Source organism: Oceanicaulis sp. (assembly GCA_040112665.1).
Classification (GTDB): domain Bacteria; phylum Pseudomonadota; class Alphaproteobacteria; order Caulobacterales; family Maricaulaceae; genus Oceanicaulis.
The window spans coordinates 944,416-959,785 of record CP157796.1 but is presented as its reverse complement, the minus strand read 5'-3'; the positions used below and the strand labels follow the sequence as shown (position 1 = coordinate 959,785).

The window sequence follows — 15,370 nt, the reverse complement described above, 5'->3', positions numbered from 1 at the left end:
GCTCGCCGGCGGACCGCGCCGTCAGTGCGCGGCCGTTCGGGAGGCGCTGCCTTGAGCCTGACACTCACCCTGGCCGTACTCGGCGCCTGGGTGGCGGTGCTGTTCGCCGCCGCCTTCTGGGGCGATGCGCGCGCCGGCCGTCTGGACGCCCGACCCGCCAGCCGGGCCTGGCTCTACGCGCTCGGTCTGGGGGTGTATTGCACCAGCTGGACCTTCTACGGCGCGGTGGGGGCTGCGGCGCGTCAGGGCTGGGACTATCTGCCGATCTATCTCGGCCCTGCCCTGTTGTTTTTATTCGCCTTTCCGGTGATCCGCAGGCTCGTCCGGCTGGGCCGGGAAAACGACACCGGCTCGATCGCAGACTTCCTGTCGGCCCGCTACGGCAAGTCTGCAGCGGTGGGCGCGCTGGCTGCGGGCGGGCTGCTTCTGGCGGTCGTGCCCTATATCGCCCTGCAAATTCAAAGCGCTGCGGACACGCTGGCGCTGGTGACCGAGGGCGAGGCGTCGGGCGCGGGCTGGAGCCTCGTGGTCGCCGCCGCCTTTGCGGCGTTTGCGATCCTGTTCGGTCAGCGCAAGGCGGACGCGGCGGCGGGCAATCGTGGTCTGGTCCTCGCCGTGGCGATCGAAAGCGTGATGAAGATCGTGGCGCTGGGCGCTGTGGCCGCCGTCGCGTTCATCGTCTTAAGCGAGCTCTCCGTCACCGAGAGGCGGGCCGCCGTCATGAACGCGCCGCTGAGCGCGGCCGGGTTCGATTTCCGCTTCGTCATCCTCACCCTTCTCGCCGCCTTCGCCGCGCTGACCCTGCCCCGGCAGTTCCACATGATGGTGGTCGAGGCGCGCAAGCCTGAAGACGCCGGACCGGCGCGCTGGGCCTTCCCGCTCTACCTCGCCGCGGTGGCCCTGTTCGCGCCGCCGATCGCGCTCGCGGGCGCGGCGGTGCTGAACGGCGCGGACCCTGACGCCTACGTGCTCGCTCTGCCGCTGTCGCAAGGCGCTGAAGGGCTGGCGCTTCTGGCGTTCATCGGCGGGTTTTCGGCGGCGGCGGGGATGGTGACGGTGGCTGCGCTCGCCATGTCGACCATGCTGGTCAACGACATCGCCGCGCCGCTGTTTCTAAGAAGCCGGGGCGGCGCTGCGCAGCGCTTCGCGGGGGCGCTTCTGACCTGGCGGCGGCTGGCTGTGGCGGGGCTGGTGGGCGCGGCGTTTCTCTTCCAGATCGGCATGGATAGAGGCGCCGGTCTGGCGGGGATAGGCCTGGTGGCTTTCGCCGGCGCGGCCCAGCTCGCACCGGCGCTTCTGATCGGGCTGTACTGGCGGCGGGCGAACCGGGCGGGCGCGCTCGCAGGCATGGGCGCAGGCTTCGCGCTCTGGGTGGGGCTGATCCTCATCCCCAGCTATGCCGGCGCGACCCCGCCCGCCCCCGCCGGCGTCGATCCGTTCGCCTTCGCCGCTTCGGTCTGCCTCATCACCAACACCGCGGCGTTTGTTCTGGCCAGCACGGTCTTCCGGGGCGGGCTGGTCGACCGGCTGCAGGCCGACGCCTTCGCCGGCGGGCGCGCGGCGGGGCCCGAGATCGCCCCCGGGGCCAAGGTCGGCGACATCGAAGCCGTGCTCGCCCGCGTGCTCGGCGCGGACGCCGCGCGCAGCGTAATGGCCGAACTGTCCGAAGCCGTCGGCCGCCCCCTCAGATCCGGCGATGCGCCCAGCGAGGCGGTCGCGTCCATGGCCGAAGCCCGGCTCGCCCGGGCGGTGGGCGCAGCCTCGGCGCGGATCCTGATGGCGCGGGTGATCGGCGGGGCGCGGGTGAGCGCAGGCGAAGTCGTCGCCCTGATCGACGAGACGGCGGAAAGGCTCAGAACCTCGCACGACCGTCTTGAAGAGACCGAACGTTCGATCAGGTTCTACACCGACAATCTGCCCGCACTCCTCAGCTATGCCGACCGGAACTACCGGCTGCGCTTTGCGAACAAGGGCTATCTCGACTTTTTTGGCCTCGGCCCCGAGGCGATCGGCTCGCCCATGTCCGCCTATATGACCGAGGAGGAGTACGATCTGCGCCGCCCGCGCATGGAGGCGGCGCTGAACGGCGAGCGCCAGGTCTTCGACATCTCCCGGCGCAGCGGCCGCGGCCGGCTGAGATCCTGGCAGGTCGTCTACCAGCCCCGGATCGAGGACGGCGAGGTGGTCGGCTTCTTCGGCGTCTATCAGGACAACACCGCAAGGCGCGAGGCCGAAGAGGGCCTCAAGCGCGCCTACGATACGCTTGAAAACCGCGTCGAGGAACGCACCGCGGCGCTGAAGGCGGAAAGCGAGGCCCGGCTCGCCCTCGCCCGCGACCTTGAAGAGGCCCGCCGCGCCGCCGAGGCCGCCACCCAGTCGAAAACCCGGTTTCTGGCGGCGGCCAGCCACGACCTGTTGCAGCCGCTTTCGGCCGCCCGGCTGTTCGCCGGCGCGCTGGAGGCCGAGCTCGAGACCGGCTCCGAGCAGGCGCGCACTCTCAACGCCCAGATCGGCAGGTCGATCGAGCATGCCGACCGGCTTCTTCGTGCGCTTCTGAACATCTCCCGGCTGGATGCAGGCGGGGTCACCCCGCGCCCCGGCGTGTTCTCTCTGGGCGATCTGATCGAGGAGACCGTGGCCCAGTTCGCCCCGGCCGCCGAAGCCAAGGGCATCGCGCTGAAGGTCGTCCGCCCCCGGCTCGCGGTCTATTCCGACCGGGGCCTGATGACGAGCGTTCTGCAGAATCTGGTGTCCAATGCGGTGCGCTACACCCGGTCCGGCACGGTGCTGGTCGGCGCGCGGCGATCGCGCGACATGGTCCGGCTGATGGTGCTCGACACCGGCCCCGGCGTGCCCGAGGACCGCCGCCGGGCCATCTTCAAGGAGTTCGAACGCGGCGCGGCGGCCCAGGGCGAGGAGAGCGGCCTGGGCCTCGGGCTCGCCGTGGTCGATCGGATCTGCACCATGCTCGGCCACAGGCTCACCCTCGCCAGCGTCGAGGGAAAGGGCTCCCGCTTCGAGGTGCGCTTGCCGCGCGCCAGCGCCGCGCCCGGCGCGACCTCCGAGCCGCGCAGCCGGGCGACGGCGTTCAACGGCATGCGCGTTCTGTGCGTGGAGGACGATCCCGCCGTCCTCGAAGCCACGCTGGCGCTATTGTCCTATTGGGGCTGCGAGGCGAAGGGCGCGAAGGACGGCCTCGCGGCGAAGGCCGCGTTCGAGACCGCGCCGGACGCGGTCCTGCTCGACTACGCGCTGGGCGAAACCGAAACCGGCCCGGCGGTCTATGAGGCGCTGTGCGAGGCTTGGGGCGTGCGCCCGCCCGCGCTGCTGATCACCGCAGAGCGCGGCCGCGAGGTCGACGCCGTCGCCGCCGGCGCCGGCCTCGACATCCTGCCCAAACCCGTCGCCCCGGCCGTCCTGCGCGCCGCGCTCTCCAGCCTCAAGCGCGCGAAGGCGCGGGCGGAGGGTTAAACCGACACCGAGTGCTTGGCCTCGCCGGTCGCGAGATACCCGTCGAAGGCGGCTGCGGCGAGGCGGGCGAGGGGTTTGTAGGCGGGGTTCACGATGATTTTCGAGCCTTCGCGGCGCACGACGCCGGCGCGTTCGAGCGCAATGAGGTCGGCGCGCGGTTCGGGCAGGCCGTGGCGGGCGGCGATTTCGGCCGGATCGGCGCTGAGATCGGTCATCAGGGCGGCGATGATCGCGCGGCGCATGTCGTCGTCCGCGCTGACCGCGACGCCGCGGGCGACCGGCAGGCCGCCGGCCTCGACCGTCTGGCCCCAGCTGCGCACGTCGGCGATGTTCTGCACATAGCCTTCGGGCGTCTGGCCGATGGCCGAGGCGCCGATCGGGATCAGCACCTCCGCCTTGTCGGTGGTGTAGCCCTGGAAATTGCGGCCCAGCGTACCGGCGCGCGCGGCGATCGCCATGGGATCGCCGGGCAGGGCGTAATGGTCGATGCCGATCGCGTCATAGCCGCAGGCGATCAGCGCCTCCTCCATGGCGTCGGCCTGGGCCAGCCGACTTTCAGGGCCGGGCAGCTCGGCCTCCTTGATGAGGTTCTGATGTGATTTCATGTGCGGCACGTGGGCGTAGCCGAACACCGCCAGCCGGTCGGGCTGCAGCGCGGCGGCGGCCTCGGCGCTGGCGCGCGCGCTGTCGACGTCCTGACGCGGCAGGCCGTAAAGAAGATCGGCGTTGATCTTCGTCACGCCCGCCTCGCGCAGCCGGGTGAAGGCGGCCTCGACCAGCTCATAGGGCTGGATGCGGTTGATTGCGGCCTGCACCGCCGGATCGAAGCTCTGCACGCCCGTCGAGGCGCGGGTGAACCCGGCGCGGGCGAGGCCCTGCGCGTCCTCCCGCGTGAAATGGCGCGGGTCGATCTCGATGGCGATCTCGGCGTTTTCGGCGAAATCAAATCGGTCGCGTACCGCGCTCATCAGACGGTCGATCTGCGCCGGGGTGAGCACGGCCGGCGTGCCGCCGCCCAGCGCCAGATGAGAGATCGTCATGCGCGCGGGCAGACGGTCAGCGACCAGCGCCAGCTCCTTGAGCAGGATCTCGAAATAGGCCGCGACCGGCTCGGGCCGGGTCGTCGCGCGCGTGTTGCAGCCGCAATACCAGCACAGCGTCTTGCAATAGGGCACGTGCAGATAAAGCGAGACCGGCGCTTCGGGGTGGAGCCGTTCGAGCCAGGAGGCGTACTCGCCCGCGTCTATGCCGGCGTGGAAATGCGGCGCGGTGGGATAGCTGGTGTAGCGCGGGCTGCGTTCGGTGGCGAAGCGCAGCAGCGTGTCGCGGCGGACCGCCGGATCGGGTCTCGTGATCATGGCCCCTATCTGACCCGAGACGGCCCGCCTCGCGAGGGGGCGGATGGTCGCACGCGGAGTGGGGGCTTTTGCCAGCCGGCGGCGCTGGGCGCAATTGCGGTTTCATCGCCGGGCCGGGCGGGGCTAGCCTGCCGCGATGACCCAGCGCAAGAACGACACCCGCACCGCCATTCCCCGCCGCCGCGAGGACGATCACAGCGCAGACGCCGCCCATGAGCGCCGCACCTTCCTGGCCGAGCGCACGGGCGCGGGGCTCCATCATGTGGGCCGCGCCTCGATCGATCCGGCGGTGACGGCGGGAAACATCGAGAACTATATCGGCTGCGCCCAGGTCCCGATCGGCGCGGCGGGGCCGTTACGTGTGCGCGGCGAGCACGTCCAGGACGAGGACGTCTACGTGCCGCTGGCGACCACTGAGGGCACGCTGGTGGCGAGCTATAATCGCGGCATGCGGATCCTCAGCGAAGCGGGCGGGGTGAAAACGACCATTCACGAACGCTTCATGCAGCGCGCGCCGGTGTTTCACTTCGAGGATGCGCGCGGCGCGCGGGCCTTCCGCGACTGGCTCGGCGCCAACGAAGACGCGATCCGCACCGCCGCCGAGGCGAGCTCCTCGGTGGTGAAGCTAAGCCATTGGGAGAGTTATGCGGTCGGCCCGATGCTGCATGTCCGGTTCAACTTCACCACCGGCGACGCGGCGGGCCAGAACATGGCCGGCAAGGCCGCCGACGCCGCCTGCCGCTGGATCGCGGCGCACCATCCCGGCGGGGCGCGCTACACGCTGTCCGGCGCGATGGACACCGACAAGAAGCACTCCCAGCTCAACGTGCTCCACTCGCGCGGCGCGCGGGTGATCGCCGAGGCGCGCATCCCCGACCGCATCCTGAAAGCGCGCGTGGGCGCGGCGGCGGCCGATCTGTTCCGGGCGCGGCTCAATTCGTTCTCCGGATCGGTGATGGCGGGCTCGGCCAATAACGGCATGCACGCGGCGAACGCACTGGCCGCGCTGTTCATCGCCACCGGCCAGGACGCCGCGAACGTCGCCGAGAGTCATGCGGCGATGACATACGTGCGCCTTGAAGACGACCCGGAGACCGGCGAGCCGGCCTATTACTGGTCGATCACCCTGCCAGCCCTGATCGTGGCGACCTTCGGGGGCGGCACGGGCCTGCCCACCCAATCTGAATGCCTTGAGCTTCTGGGCTGCAAAGGCGCAGGCAAGGTGGGACGCTTCATCGAGATCTGCGCGGCCACGGTGCTGGCCGGCGAAGTGAGCCTCGCCGGCGCTGTCGTCGCGGGCGACTGGGTGGAAAGCCATGAACGGCTGGGGCGCAACCGGTAGGGTCTACCCCCTCAGGCTCGCCCCCGCCTTTTCGCCTGCAGCGACGATCTTCTTCGACACCGCCTCGATTTCCGCGTCGGTCAGCGTCTTCTCGCCGGGCTGCAGCGTGACCTCGACGGCGAGGCTCACCTGGCCTTCGGGCACGCCCTTTCCGGTGTAGACGTCGAACAGGATCGCGTCGGTCACCAGCTGCTTGTCCGCGCCCTTGAGCGCCTTGAGAAGCTCTGCGGCGGGCAGGTCTGCGGGGGCCAGGAAGGCGAAGTCGCGGCGGACCGGATTGAGCTCCGGCAGGCTGAGCGCGGGGCGGGCCTTGAGCGGCTTTTTCTTCGCGGCCGGAATCTGGTCGAGGAACACCTCGAAGGCGACCACGCGGCCGTCGATGTCGAGCGCCTTGAGGACCCTGGGGTGGATCTCGCCGAATTCGGCCAGCACGTTGCGGCCGAGCCGGATGACGCCCGAGCGGCCCGGATGCCACCAGCCGCGCGCGTCCGCGCTGATCTGCGCGTTGTCGGCCGGCGCGCCGGCGGCCGCGAGCGCGGCCAGGGCGTCGGCCTTGATGTCGAACAGGTCGGGCGCCTCCGCGCCGCGCCAGTCGCGGCCCGCGATCACCCGGCGCGCGCCGGCGATCACGGTCCGCTGGCCGTCGGGGCTGTCGTTGAGATAGATCGGGCCGGCCTCGAAATAGCGCGCGTCCTCCATGCCGCGGTCGGCGCTTTTCTGAAGCGCCTTCAGGAGATGGATCAGCGCGCTGGGGCGCATCACGTCGAGCTCGGAGCTGATCGGATTGGCGAGTTGCAGACCTTCGCCCGCGCCGCCGAATAGATCGGCCTCGTCATGGCGGCAGAACGACCAGGTGATCGCCTCCTGATAGCCCGCCATGGCGATCGCCCGGCGCGCGGCGCGCACCCGGTTTTGAAGCTCGGTCGCGGGCGCCTCGAAGCGCTCGCCCTCTGGGCGGCGGAAGGGCGTGGTGGGCAGGCGGTCATACCCGGCGATGCGGGCGATTTCCTCGATCAGGTCCGCCGCCTCGGTGCAATCGTGCCGCCAGCTGGGCACGGCCACGCTCCAGCGCTCGCCGCGGCTCACCTCGAAACCGAGCGAGGACAGGATTTTTTCGATCTCGTCTTCGGAGAGGTCGAGGCCCAGAAGCTTCTTCACCCGCGCCGGATCGAACGCGATCGGCTCGGGGCGCGCGGGCGCTTCGCCGGCCATGGTGACTTCGCTCGGCGTCCCTCCGCCGTATTTCACGATCAGCGCGGTGGCGAGCTCGATCCCGTCCATCACGCTTTCAGGATCGACGCCGCGCTCGAAGCGGTATTTGGCGTCTGAATCGATACCGAGTTCACGCGCGGTGATCCGGGTGACGCCGGGATCGAACCAGGCGCTCTCGATGAAGACGTCCGTGGTCGCCTCCGTGCAGCCCGAATGCTCGCCGCCCATCACCCCGCCAAGGCCCAGGCAGCGCTCATCGTCGGCGATGACGCAGTGATGTTCGGCCGGGGCGTAGTCCCGCCCGTCCAGCGCCTCGAACCGGTCGGCCTCGCCGGCGCCTTTCCGTGCACGGATCGTGCGGCCGATCTTGGCGAGATCATAGACGTGCAGCGGCCGGGCGCGGTCGTAGGAGATGAAGTTCGTCACGTCCACGAGCAGGTTGATCGGGCGCAGGCCGATCGCGATCAGGCGCTGCTGCAGCCAGTCCGGGGAGGGACCGTTCTTCACGCCGGTGATCACACGGCCGGCGAAGACCGGGCAGGCTTCGGGCCAGTCGAGCGCGATGGAGACCGGGCAGGCGCCCTGCCCCTTCACAGGCTCGACCGGCTTTGAGACCAGCGCGCCCGCACCGGCGGCGGCCAGATCGCGCGCGATGCCGTACACCCCGAGCCAGTCGGGACGGTTCGGCGTGACCTCGAAATCGATGACCGGATCGTCCAGCCCCAGCGCCTTCGCAGCCGGCGTGCCGACGGGCCAGTCGCCTTCGAGGTCGGCGATGCCGTCATGATCCTCGCCGGCCTCGATCTCTTTGGTCGAGCACAGCATGCCGTGGCTTTCGATGCCGCGGATTTTTCTGGGCTTCTTGTCGAGCGCGAAGTCGAGGCCCGGAATATACGTGCCCAGCGGGGCGTAGATCGCGGTCATGCCGGCGCGCGCATTGGGCGCGCCGCAGACGATCTGTTTGGTCCCGTCTTTCGTTTCCACCGTGCACACGCGCAGCCTGTCGGCGTCAGGGTGCGGCTGGGCGTCCTTGACGTGCGCGACGGTGAAATCGGCGAGCTTCTCGGCCGGATTGTCGATGTCCTCGATCTCGAGGCCGGCCATGGTCATGGCCTCGGCGAGAGCGTCGAGGGAGAGCGACGTGTCGAGATGGTCGCGGAGCCAGGAGAGGGTGAATTTCATGTCGGTCCAGCTCGTCTTCAGTTCAGCTCGGCGCCGAGGCGCTCGAAAATGTCGTCACGCGGGGCCGGGCAGTCGCGCACGTCGCGCGCGCGTACGCCGACGCCCCGGGTTTCACTGATCCAGCAGCGCTCGAACACCGAGCAGTAGCAGATCGTCACGTCCCAGCTCGCCCATTCGGCGGCCAGCGCCTCGGCCTGTTCGGGGGTCATCGCGTCCAGCGCCCAGTGAAAGCTCATCGCCTCCACGGTTTCGCCCGCCGCGATCACCCGGCCGATCATCGTCGACCAGTTGGTCTCGAACTGCTCGGGCAGCAAAGACGCGATCGGCGCGAAATCCTCGCTTGGTTCGCCAAGGCGTTCGAGCTCCACCGATGAGACGATGGCCGGGCCGACGCCGGCGTTGCGCACGCGCAGACCGATCGAGGCGGTTTCCCCGTCGCGCGCGCGATACCCGTCGATCTGCAGGGCCGGCAGCACGCTCGCATGCTGCTGGGCGCGCATGACCCGCGCCTGGTCCCAGCTGACGAACAGCGCGGCCACGCCCACCACGATCGCGGCGATCGAGCCCACGGTCTCAAAGCGCAGGCGCAGTTTGGAAGGGCGCTCTGTCATTTCCGGCCCGTTGCTCCGGTCACTAAGCGAGCGAGGGTTCTGATTGGAAACATAAAGCCCATGAAGCCAACATGAGTAGGCACCAATTCTTCTATCATGCTGGCGTCAAACTCTTTGCGCTCTACAATTTGATCTTTAACCCCTACATTTCGGGCGTATATTTTTGCTATTCCACCGCTGCCTTTATAGACAAGCGTGCATTCGATATTATCGGAAGGATTAAGGTATTTTGCTTCCACAGTGGCGGTCGCAAATGCGCCGCTAGCATGCAGTTCATCGTCTTGAATCGGTGGCGCGCAGATCGTTGAGATATCAAGCAATTCCGAACCGTCCTCAAGCGTGATTTCAACTCTTTGATTCAAAATCGGCACATTACCTATGTTCGCAATCGTTAATTCAATTCGAGTAAGTTGCTCGACTTCCTCTCCATCAAGCTGAACGCGAAGCCGGTTCTTGAACTCGCTATCGAGCGAAATCAAAGGCCGAGGCTCGCCTTTTAAGACCATAAGGCGGCTACGCTTTCTCGATTTCGCCCGAATTACAAAGCTTATCATGCCGGTGACTACTGAGCCGGCTACAGCGCTAAAGACGCCTACCCATAGTGGGGAGCTTAGATCCATCTATCAGCTCAGCCCCGTCGCGAGGTTCGCCTGCAATAGCGGGCTGAAGCCGTAGTGAGACAGCCAGCGCGCGTCGGGCTCGAAGAAGGGGCGCAGGTCCGGCATGCCGTATTTCAGCATGGCCAGGCGATCCACGCCCATGCCGAAGGCGAAGCCCTGATACTCCTCGGGATCGAGGCCGCAGGACCGGATGACGTTGGGATGCACCATGCCGCAGCCCAGGATCTCCATCCATTTGTCGCCCGAGCCCACTTTCACCGCGTCGCCGACCCTTTCGTAACGCACGTCCATCTCCGCGCTGGGTTCGGTGAAGGGGAAGTGGTGCGGGCGGAAGCGCGCCTGGACTTCGTCGGTCTCGAAAAACGCCGCGACGAACTGCTCCAGGCACCCTTTGAGGTGGCCCATATGGGTGTCACGGTCGATCACCAGACCCTCGACCTGATGGAACATCGGGGTGTGGGTCTGGTCCCAGTCGCAGCGATAGACGCGGCCCGGCGCGATGATCCGGATGGGCGGTTTCTCGCTCATCATGGTGCGGATTTGCACAGGAGACGTGTGCGTGCGCAGCACCTTCGGGGTCTGCCCGTCCTTCGCGGTCATGAAGAAGGTGTCGTGGGTGTCGCGCGCGGGGTGGTCGGGCGGGAAGTTCAGCGCGGTGAAGTTATGAAAATCGTCCTCGACGTCCGGGCCCTCGGCGACCTTGAAGCCCATGTCGGCGAAGATCACCGCGAGTTCTTCCATCACCTGGGCGACCGGGTGCAGCGAGCCGGTGGGCGCGCGTTTGACTGGCCGGGTCACGTCGACGGTCTCGCTCGCGAGCGCGGCGTTCAGCGCGGCGTCTTCCAGCGCGGTCTTCTTGGCTTCGATCTGTTCGGCCAGCGCGTCTTTCAGACCGTTCAGCGCCGGGCCCATCACCTGGCGCTCTTCCGGGCTCATCCTGCCCAGCTCGCGCATCTTCAGGCTGACCTCGCCCTTCTTGCCCAGGGCGGCGACGCGCACCTGATCCAGCGCAGGGAGATCGGAGGCGGCCTCGATCTGCGCTTCAAGGCGCGATTTCAGGGCGTCGAGGTCTGCGGGCAGGGCGGTCATGGCGGGCGGCTCGTCTGATCAAAGCGGGAAACCGCGCCGTCTTAGACGAGGCCGCCGCATTGGTGAAGCCCGCTAGCCCGGCCGCGCCGCCCCGGCGGAGTTGTAGGCGGCGAATTTCGGGCTCTTGGGCAGATAGCCGCGCTCGACCCGGTCGATGGAAAACCCCGCCGCTTCGATCATCGCCACCGGATCGCGGGTGAGGTGACAGCCGCCCGCGATCGGCTTCCAGACCGGCTCGATCCGCCGCTGCCATGTCGCAACGCCCGGATCGGGCGCCGCGCCGTGTTCCGAGAACAACAGAACGCCGCCAGGCTTGAGCACCCGGCGCATCTGGCCCAGCGCGGCGGCCGCGTCGGGGATGGTGCAGGCGGTGTAGGTCAGAACGACCGTGTCCACGCTGGCGGTGTCCAGCGGGATCTCCTCGCCGGGCAGGCCGAGCCATTCGATGTCGAGCGGGCTCGCCGCGATCGCCCTGGCGGCCTTGCGCCGCATGCCTTCGCTGGGCTCCAGCGCGAACAGGCGCTCGACCTTTATCGGATCGTAGAACCCCAGATTGGTCCCCGATCCGAACCCCACCTCCAGCACCCGCCCCTCGGCCGCCGGCACGAGTTTCGAGCGCTGCTTCATGATCTGCGGCGTGGCGCAGGCGAAGCCGATCAGATGGGGCAGTACATGGGTGTCGTAAAAGGACATGGCGGTGAGGATAGGCGGGTCGGCACGGTTCCGGAAGCGCAGGCTTTACGGGCCGCGCGGGTCGATCGTAGAGCACTGAGACCGGCAAACCTCGGCGCTCCCCCACCCGACCCGCAAAGGGGGAGGGAATTACGCGCTGCGGGCTTGGGACCGTTGGCGTTCCAAGCCCGCTCAACCTTCTTCCCTCCCCTCGACGGGGAGGGTCCGCCCAAAGGGCGGGGCTGGGGTGAGGATCGTCGAGCGCCGAGATCTGCAGACCGTGGCGCTCCCCCACCCGACCCGAGGCTTCGCCTCGGCCCACCCTCCCCGCAAAGGGGGAGGGAATTACGCGCTGCGGGCTCGGGACCGTTGGAACGTAAAGCTCGAACGCAACTTCGATCCCATCAAGGGAAGGGCGTTTTCCGTGAGCGCCGAACTCATGGCGTTCCAAGCCCGCCCAACCTCCTTCCCTCCCCTCGACGGGGAGGGTCCGCCCGAAGGGCGGGGGTGGGGTGAGGATCGTCGAGCGCCGAGATCTGCCGACCGTGGCGCTCCCCCACCCGACCCGAGGCTTCGCCTCGGCCCACCCTCCCCACAGAGGGGGAGGGAATTACGCGCTGCGGGCTCGGGACCGTTGGAACGTAAAGCTCGAACGCAACTTCGATCCCATCAAGGGGAAGAGCCAAGCTGAACCATTCCAGGATTTCTCGGGCAACGCTGACCTTTACTCCCTCCCCCTTTGTGGGGAGGGTGGGCCGGCGCGGAGCGCCGGGTCGGGTGGGGGGGCGCCCGCGGCTTAAGCGGCCCGCAGGCGTCCCCGCCATTCCCCAAGGTTCGGCCGACCATCGCACTCGACGATCCTCACCCCACCCTCCCCGCAAAGGGGGAGGGAATTATGCCTTCCTCGTGAGGGGGAGCGGCCTCAGCGCGTTATCGCATCATCCCGCACCCGCCCTTCCGCCAGTTCCGGGCGGCCGTCTTCTTCGGGGACCAGCGGGTCGACCACGCTCATCTCGCCGGCGCTTCGGGGGTCGGCGCCGGCGCTGGCGGCGGCTTCGGTGAAGAAGCGGATATGCTGGTTGAAGACGGCCTGGGTGTAGATGCCGAAATGGTTCGCGCCTTTTACGAGGGCTGCATATTTCGGCCCCTGAGCGGCGTCGTAGAGCCGCCGGCCGCGCTTGAGCGGGATGACCTGATCGTCGTCGCCGTGGATCCAGAGAATGGGCGCGGTGACCCGCGCGATCTGGCGGATGGAATCGTAGCGCTCGCGGAAGATCATGCGCGGCAGGAGCCAGCCCGTCCGTGAGCGGACGATGTCGCGGAAGCTGTCATAGGGCGCGTGCAGGATCACCCCGCCGACTGGCCGGCTCGCGCCCACCTGCACCGCCGTGCCCGAGCCCAGGCTCTCCCCGTAGACCACGATCGCGCCGGGGCTGACCCCGCGCTTGACCAGCGTGTCGAAGACCAGGCAGGCGTCGGCGACATTGTTCTTCTCACTGGGCCGTCCGGTGGAGCCGTTGAACCCCCGGTGCGCGAGCGCGGTGAACCCCCAGCCGGCGGCGAGGAACATCCTGAAGAACCGCGCCCGCCGCCACAGCGCCCGGCGATTGCCGTGCAAATAGAGCACGTGCGGCGCGCCTTCGAAGGCGGGTTCGGCCTCCCACAGGACCAGCGTCTGACCGTCCGGGGTGTCCAGCTCGTGCTCGACGCAGCGCTGAAGGCCCAGCTCCGCCGGGTCGCGGCGGGTGGGATCGGTGAAATAAAGGATGCGGCTTTGCAGCGCGAACAAAGCGAGCCAGCTCAGATAGACCAGCCCCAGCCCGGCCAGCGCGAAGCGCGCCCAGACGGGCAGGAAATCCCAGGCCGTCTCGGCCCAGGCGGTGGCCTGGTCGGCAAAGTCCACGGGCGTCCCCTCGATGCCGTGCGTGCGCGCTAGAAAACGTCAGCGCGAAGACGAAGTCCACCGGGGCCGGGCGCGAGCGCGGCCGTGTGCGGCGCGAAAGCCTCAGGGGCGCTCCCCTTGCTCATCGCCGCTCGCTTCTGTACACCGGCGCGTCCGCATGGGGAGGGAGACGGTTCGAACCCGCACCGCCCGCCGCGACGTGAAAGGTCCAGCCATGAAAGCCCAGTCCCAACGCCAGCTGCGCGCCGGCGAACTCGTGCGCCGCGCGGTGTCCGACATTCTGCGCGAAGGCCATGTGCGCGATCCCGCGCTCAAGGGCGTGCCGGTCACCGTCAGCGAGGCGCGGGTGAGCCCCGATCTCAGGAACGCCACGGTGTTCGTCAGCGCGATGAACCTGGCCGATCCCGAACGGGTGGCCGAGGCGCTGAACCGGGCGTCGGGCTTCATCCAGAAGGAGCTCGGCCGGCAGATCGACATGAAGTTCACGCCCAAGCTCAGATTCATCGGCGACGACCGGTTCGACGAGGCGACCCATGTCGACGAGGTGCTCGACCGGCCCAGCGTCAAACGCGATCTCGACGAGGGCGGCGAGGGAGAGCGCTGATGGGCCGCAGGCGCAAGAAGGGCGATCCGGTCAACGGCTGGCTGGTGCTCGACAAGCCCTTGGACCTGGGCTCCACCCAGGCGGTGGGCAAATGCCGCTGGCTCTATAACGCCCAGAAGGCCGGACACGCCGGCACGCTCGATCCGCTGGCCTCCGGCGTGCTGCCGATCGCGTTCGGCGAGGCGACCAAGACCGTCCCCTTCGCCCAGGAAGGCGAGAAGGCGTATCTGTTCACCGTGCGCTGGGGCGTGTCGACGACCACCCAGGACGCCGAGGGCGAGATCACCGGCGAAAGCGACGTGCGGCCCTCGAAGTCCGAGATCGAGGCGGCGCTTTCAGATTTCATCGGCGAGGTCGAGCAGATCCCGCCGCAATACTCCGCCATCAAGGTGGACGGCGAGCGCGCCTACGACCTCGCCCGCTCCGGCGAGGAGGTCGAGCTCGAGGCGCGCACGGTGCGCATCGACGCGCTGACGCTTCTGGACATGCCCAGCGCCGATCTCGCCGTGTTCGAGATGAAGTGCGGCAAGGGCGCCTACGTGCGCTCGGTGGCCCGCGATCTCGCTGCGAAACTGGGCGCTGAGGGCCATGTCGCCGCGCTTCGGCGCACGAAGGTGGGCCCGTTCAGCCTCGAGGATGCGGTGACGCTGGACCGGCTGGAGGATTTGGTCCATAACGGCGCCGCGCTGGACGCCCTTCTCCCGGTCGAGACCGCGCTGGACGACATCCCGGCCCTGGCCGTGACCGACGGAGAAGCGTTTCAGTTGAGGCAAGGTCGGCCGATCGTCCTGCCTCCCCGGCGAGCTTCAGAGCTTCGCGATCTTCGAAAGCCCCGCATGATTGCGGGGAAGGACTATTCGAAGGCCGTGCTCGCGATGGAGGACGACCGGGCGGTGGCGATCGGCGAGGCGCGGGCGGGGAAGCTGTCCCCGGTCCGCGTATTTCAATGGGATCAGGAGCCCACATAGAAGATGTCGATCACGGCCGAACGTAAAGCCGAACTGATCAAGGAACACGCCCGGGGCGACAACGACACCGGGTCCGCCGAAGTGCAGATCGCCGTGCTCACCGAGCGCATCGCGAACCTCACCGAGCACTTCAAGACGCACAAGAAAGACAACCACTCGCGGCGCGGCCTGCTCAAGCTGGTCTCCCAGCGCCGCCGCCTTCTCGATTACCTCGCGAAGGTGGATGTCGGCCGCTACAAGGCGGTCGTCGAAAAGCTCCGCCTGCGCCGCTAGCGCGGGTCCGATGAGACGCCGGCCGCCACGGGGCGCGCCGGCGTTTTCATATCCGGCGATCCGCA

Annotated in this window: 12 protein-coding genes; 5 read left to right on the top strand and 7 right to left on the bottom strand. The window is 68.4% G+C overall.

The window, feature by feature from the left end:
- Positions 1-51: 51 nt before the first annotated feature.
- Positions 52-3,471: an ATP-binding protein gene (locus ABL308_04515; protein XBQ17143.1), complete on the top strand. Its 3,420-nt coding sequence runs from the start codon at positions 52-54 to the stop codon at positions 3,469-3,471.
- Here the strand turns inward: ABL308_04515 and hemN are convergent.
- On the bottom strand, positions 3,468-4,829 hold the full coding sequence (hemN, locus tag ABL308_04510) for an oxygen-independent coproporphyrinogen III oxidase (protein ID XBQ17142.1): 1,362 nt from the start codon (positions 4,827-4,829) through the stop codon (positions 3,468-3,470). The two genes, ABL308_04515 and hemN, sit on opposite strands and share 4 nt — an antisense overlap.
- Positions 4,830-4,965: 136 nt before the next feature.
- On the opposite strand from hemN, the gene ABL308_04505 reads away from it, so the two are divergent.
- Positions 4,966-6,171 (top strand): hydroxymethylglutaryl-CoA reductase, encoded by a 1,206-nt coding sequence (locus tag ABL308_04505; protein XBQ17141.1) that lies wholly within the window; start codon positions 4,966-4,968, stop codon positions 6,169-6,171.
- Positions 6,172-6,174: 3 nt separating this feature from the next.
- On the opposite strand, the gene pheT is transcribed toward ABL308_04505, so the two are convergent.
- The 6 genes from pheT to ABL308_04475 form a co-directional block, all read right to left on the bottom strand.
- Positions 6,175-8,565 carry a phenylalanine--tRNA ligase subunit beta gene (gene pheT / locus ABL308_04500; GenBank protein XBQ17140.1) on the bottom strand — a complete coding sequence of 797 codons (2,391 nt, stop codon included), beginning with the start codon at positions 8,563-8,565 and terminating at the stop codon, positions 6,175-6,177.
- A gap of 17 nt (positions 8,566-8,582) precedes the next feature.
- Complete coding sequence (locus tag ABL308_04495; protein ID XBQ17139.1) at positions 8,583-9,176, bottom strand: hypothetical protein; 594 nt, start codon at positions 9,174-9,176, stop codon at positions 8,583-8,585.
- Complete coding sequence (locus ABL308_04490; protein ID XBQ17138.1) at positions 9,173-9,655, bottom strand: hypothetical protein; 483 nt, start codon at positions 9,653-9,655, stop codon at positions 9,173-9,175. The genes ABL308_04495 and ABL308_04490 overlap by 4 nt, the downstream gene beginning before the upstream one ends.
- A gap of 144 nt (positions 9,656-9,799) precedes the next feature.
- Positions 9,800-10,885 (bottom strand): phenylalanine--tRNA ligase subunit alpha, encoded by a 1,086-nt coding sequence (gene pheS, locus ABL308_04485; GenBank protein XBQ17137.1) that lies wholly within the window; start codon positions 10,883-10,885, stop codon positions 9,800-9,802.
- Between the two features lie 72 nt (positions 10,886-10,957).
- Positions 10,958-11,578: a class I SAM-dependent methyltransferase gene (locus ABL308_04480; GenBank protein XBQ17136.1), complete on the bottom strand. Its 621-nt coding sequence runs from the start codon at positions 11,576-11,578 to the stop codon at positions 10,958-10,960.
- Between the two features lie 901 nt (positions 11,579-12,479).
- Positions 12,480-13,460: an alpha/beta hydrolase gene (locus ABL308_04475; protein ID XBQ17135.1), complete on the bottom strand. Its 981-nt coding sequence runs from the start codon at positions 13,458-13,460 to the stop codon at positions 12,480-12,482.
- 214 nt (positions 13,461-13,674) lie between these two features.
- Between ABL308_04475 and rbfA the strand changes: the two genes are divergently transcribed.
- From rbfA to rpsO, 3 genes are read left to right on the top strand one after another with little or no spacing between them, the layout of a single operon-like run.
- Positions 13,675-14,064, top strand: a complete 390-nt coding sequence (rbfA, locus tag ABL308_04470; GenBank protein XBQ17134.1) for a 30S ribosome-binding factor RbfA — start codon at positions 13,675-13,677, stop codon at positions 14,062-14,064.
- Positions 14,064-15,032 (top strand): tRNA pseudouridine(55) synthase TruB, encoded by a 969-nt coding sequence (truB, locus tag ABL308_04465; protein ID XBQ17133.1) that lies wholly within the window; start codon positions 14,064-14,066, stop codon positions 15,030-15,032. The genes rbfA and truB overlap by 1 nt, the downstream gene beginning before the upstream one ends.
- Before the next feature lie 3 nt (positions 15,033-15,035).
- Entirely contained in the window at positions 15,036-15,305 is a 270-nt protein-coding gene (gene rpsO / locus ABL308_04460; GenBank protein XBQ17132.1) for a 30S ribosomal protein S15, read from the top strand.
- The last annotated feature ends 65 nt before the right edge of the window (positions 15,306-15,370 follow it).

Excerpts from the sequence above, each read along its gene's own strand:
- hemN (XBQ17142.1), bottom strand. The coding sequence starts at position 4,829 with ATGATCACGAGACCCGATCCGGCGGTCCGCCGCGACACGCTGCTGCGC.
- ABL308_04505 (XBQ17141.1), top strand. The coding sequence starts at position 4,966 with ATGACCCAGCGCAAGAACGACACCCGCACCGCCATTCCCCGCCGCCGC.
- pheT (XBQ17140.1), bottom strand. The coding sequence starts at position 8,565 with ATGAAATTCACCCTCTCCTGGCTCCGCGACCATCTCGACACGTCGCTC.
- ABL308_04495 (XBQ17139.1), bottom strand. The coding sequence starts at position 9,176 with ATGACAGAGCGCCCTTCCAAACTGCGCCTGCGCTTTGAGACCGTGGGC.
- pheS (XBQ17137.1), bottom strand. The coding sequence starts at position 10,885 with ATGACCGCCCTGCCCGCAGACCTCGACGCCCTGAAATCGCGCCTTGAA.
- ABL308_04480 (XBQ17136.1), bottom strand. The coding sequence starts at position 11,578 with ATGTCCTTTTACGACACCCATGTACTGCCCCATCTGATCGGCTTCGCC.
- rbfA (XBQ17134.1), top strand. The coding sequence starts at position 13,675 with ATGAAAGCCCAGTCCCAACGCCAGCTGCGCGCCGGCGAACTCGTGCGC.
- truB (XBQ17133.1), top strand. The coding sequence starts at position 14,064 with ATGGGCCGCAGGCGCAAGAAGGGCGATCCGGTCAACGGCTGGCTGGTG.
- rpsO (XBQ17132.1), top strand. The coding sequence starts at position 15,036 with ATGTCGATCACGGCCGAACGTAAAGCCGAACTGATCAAGGAACACGCC.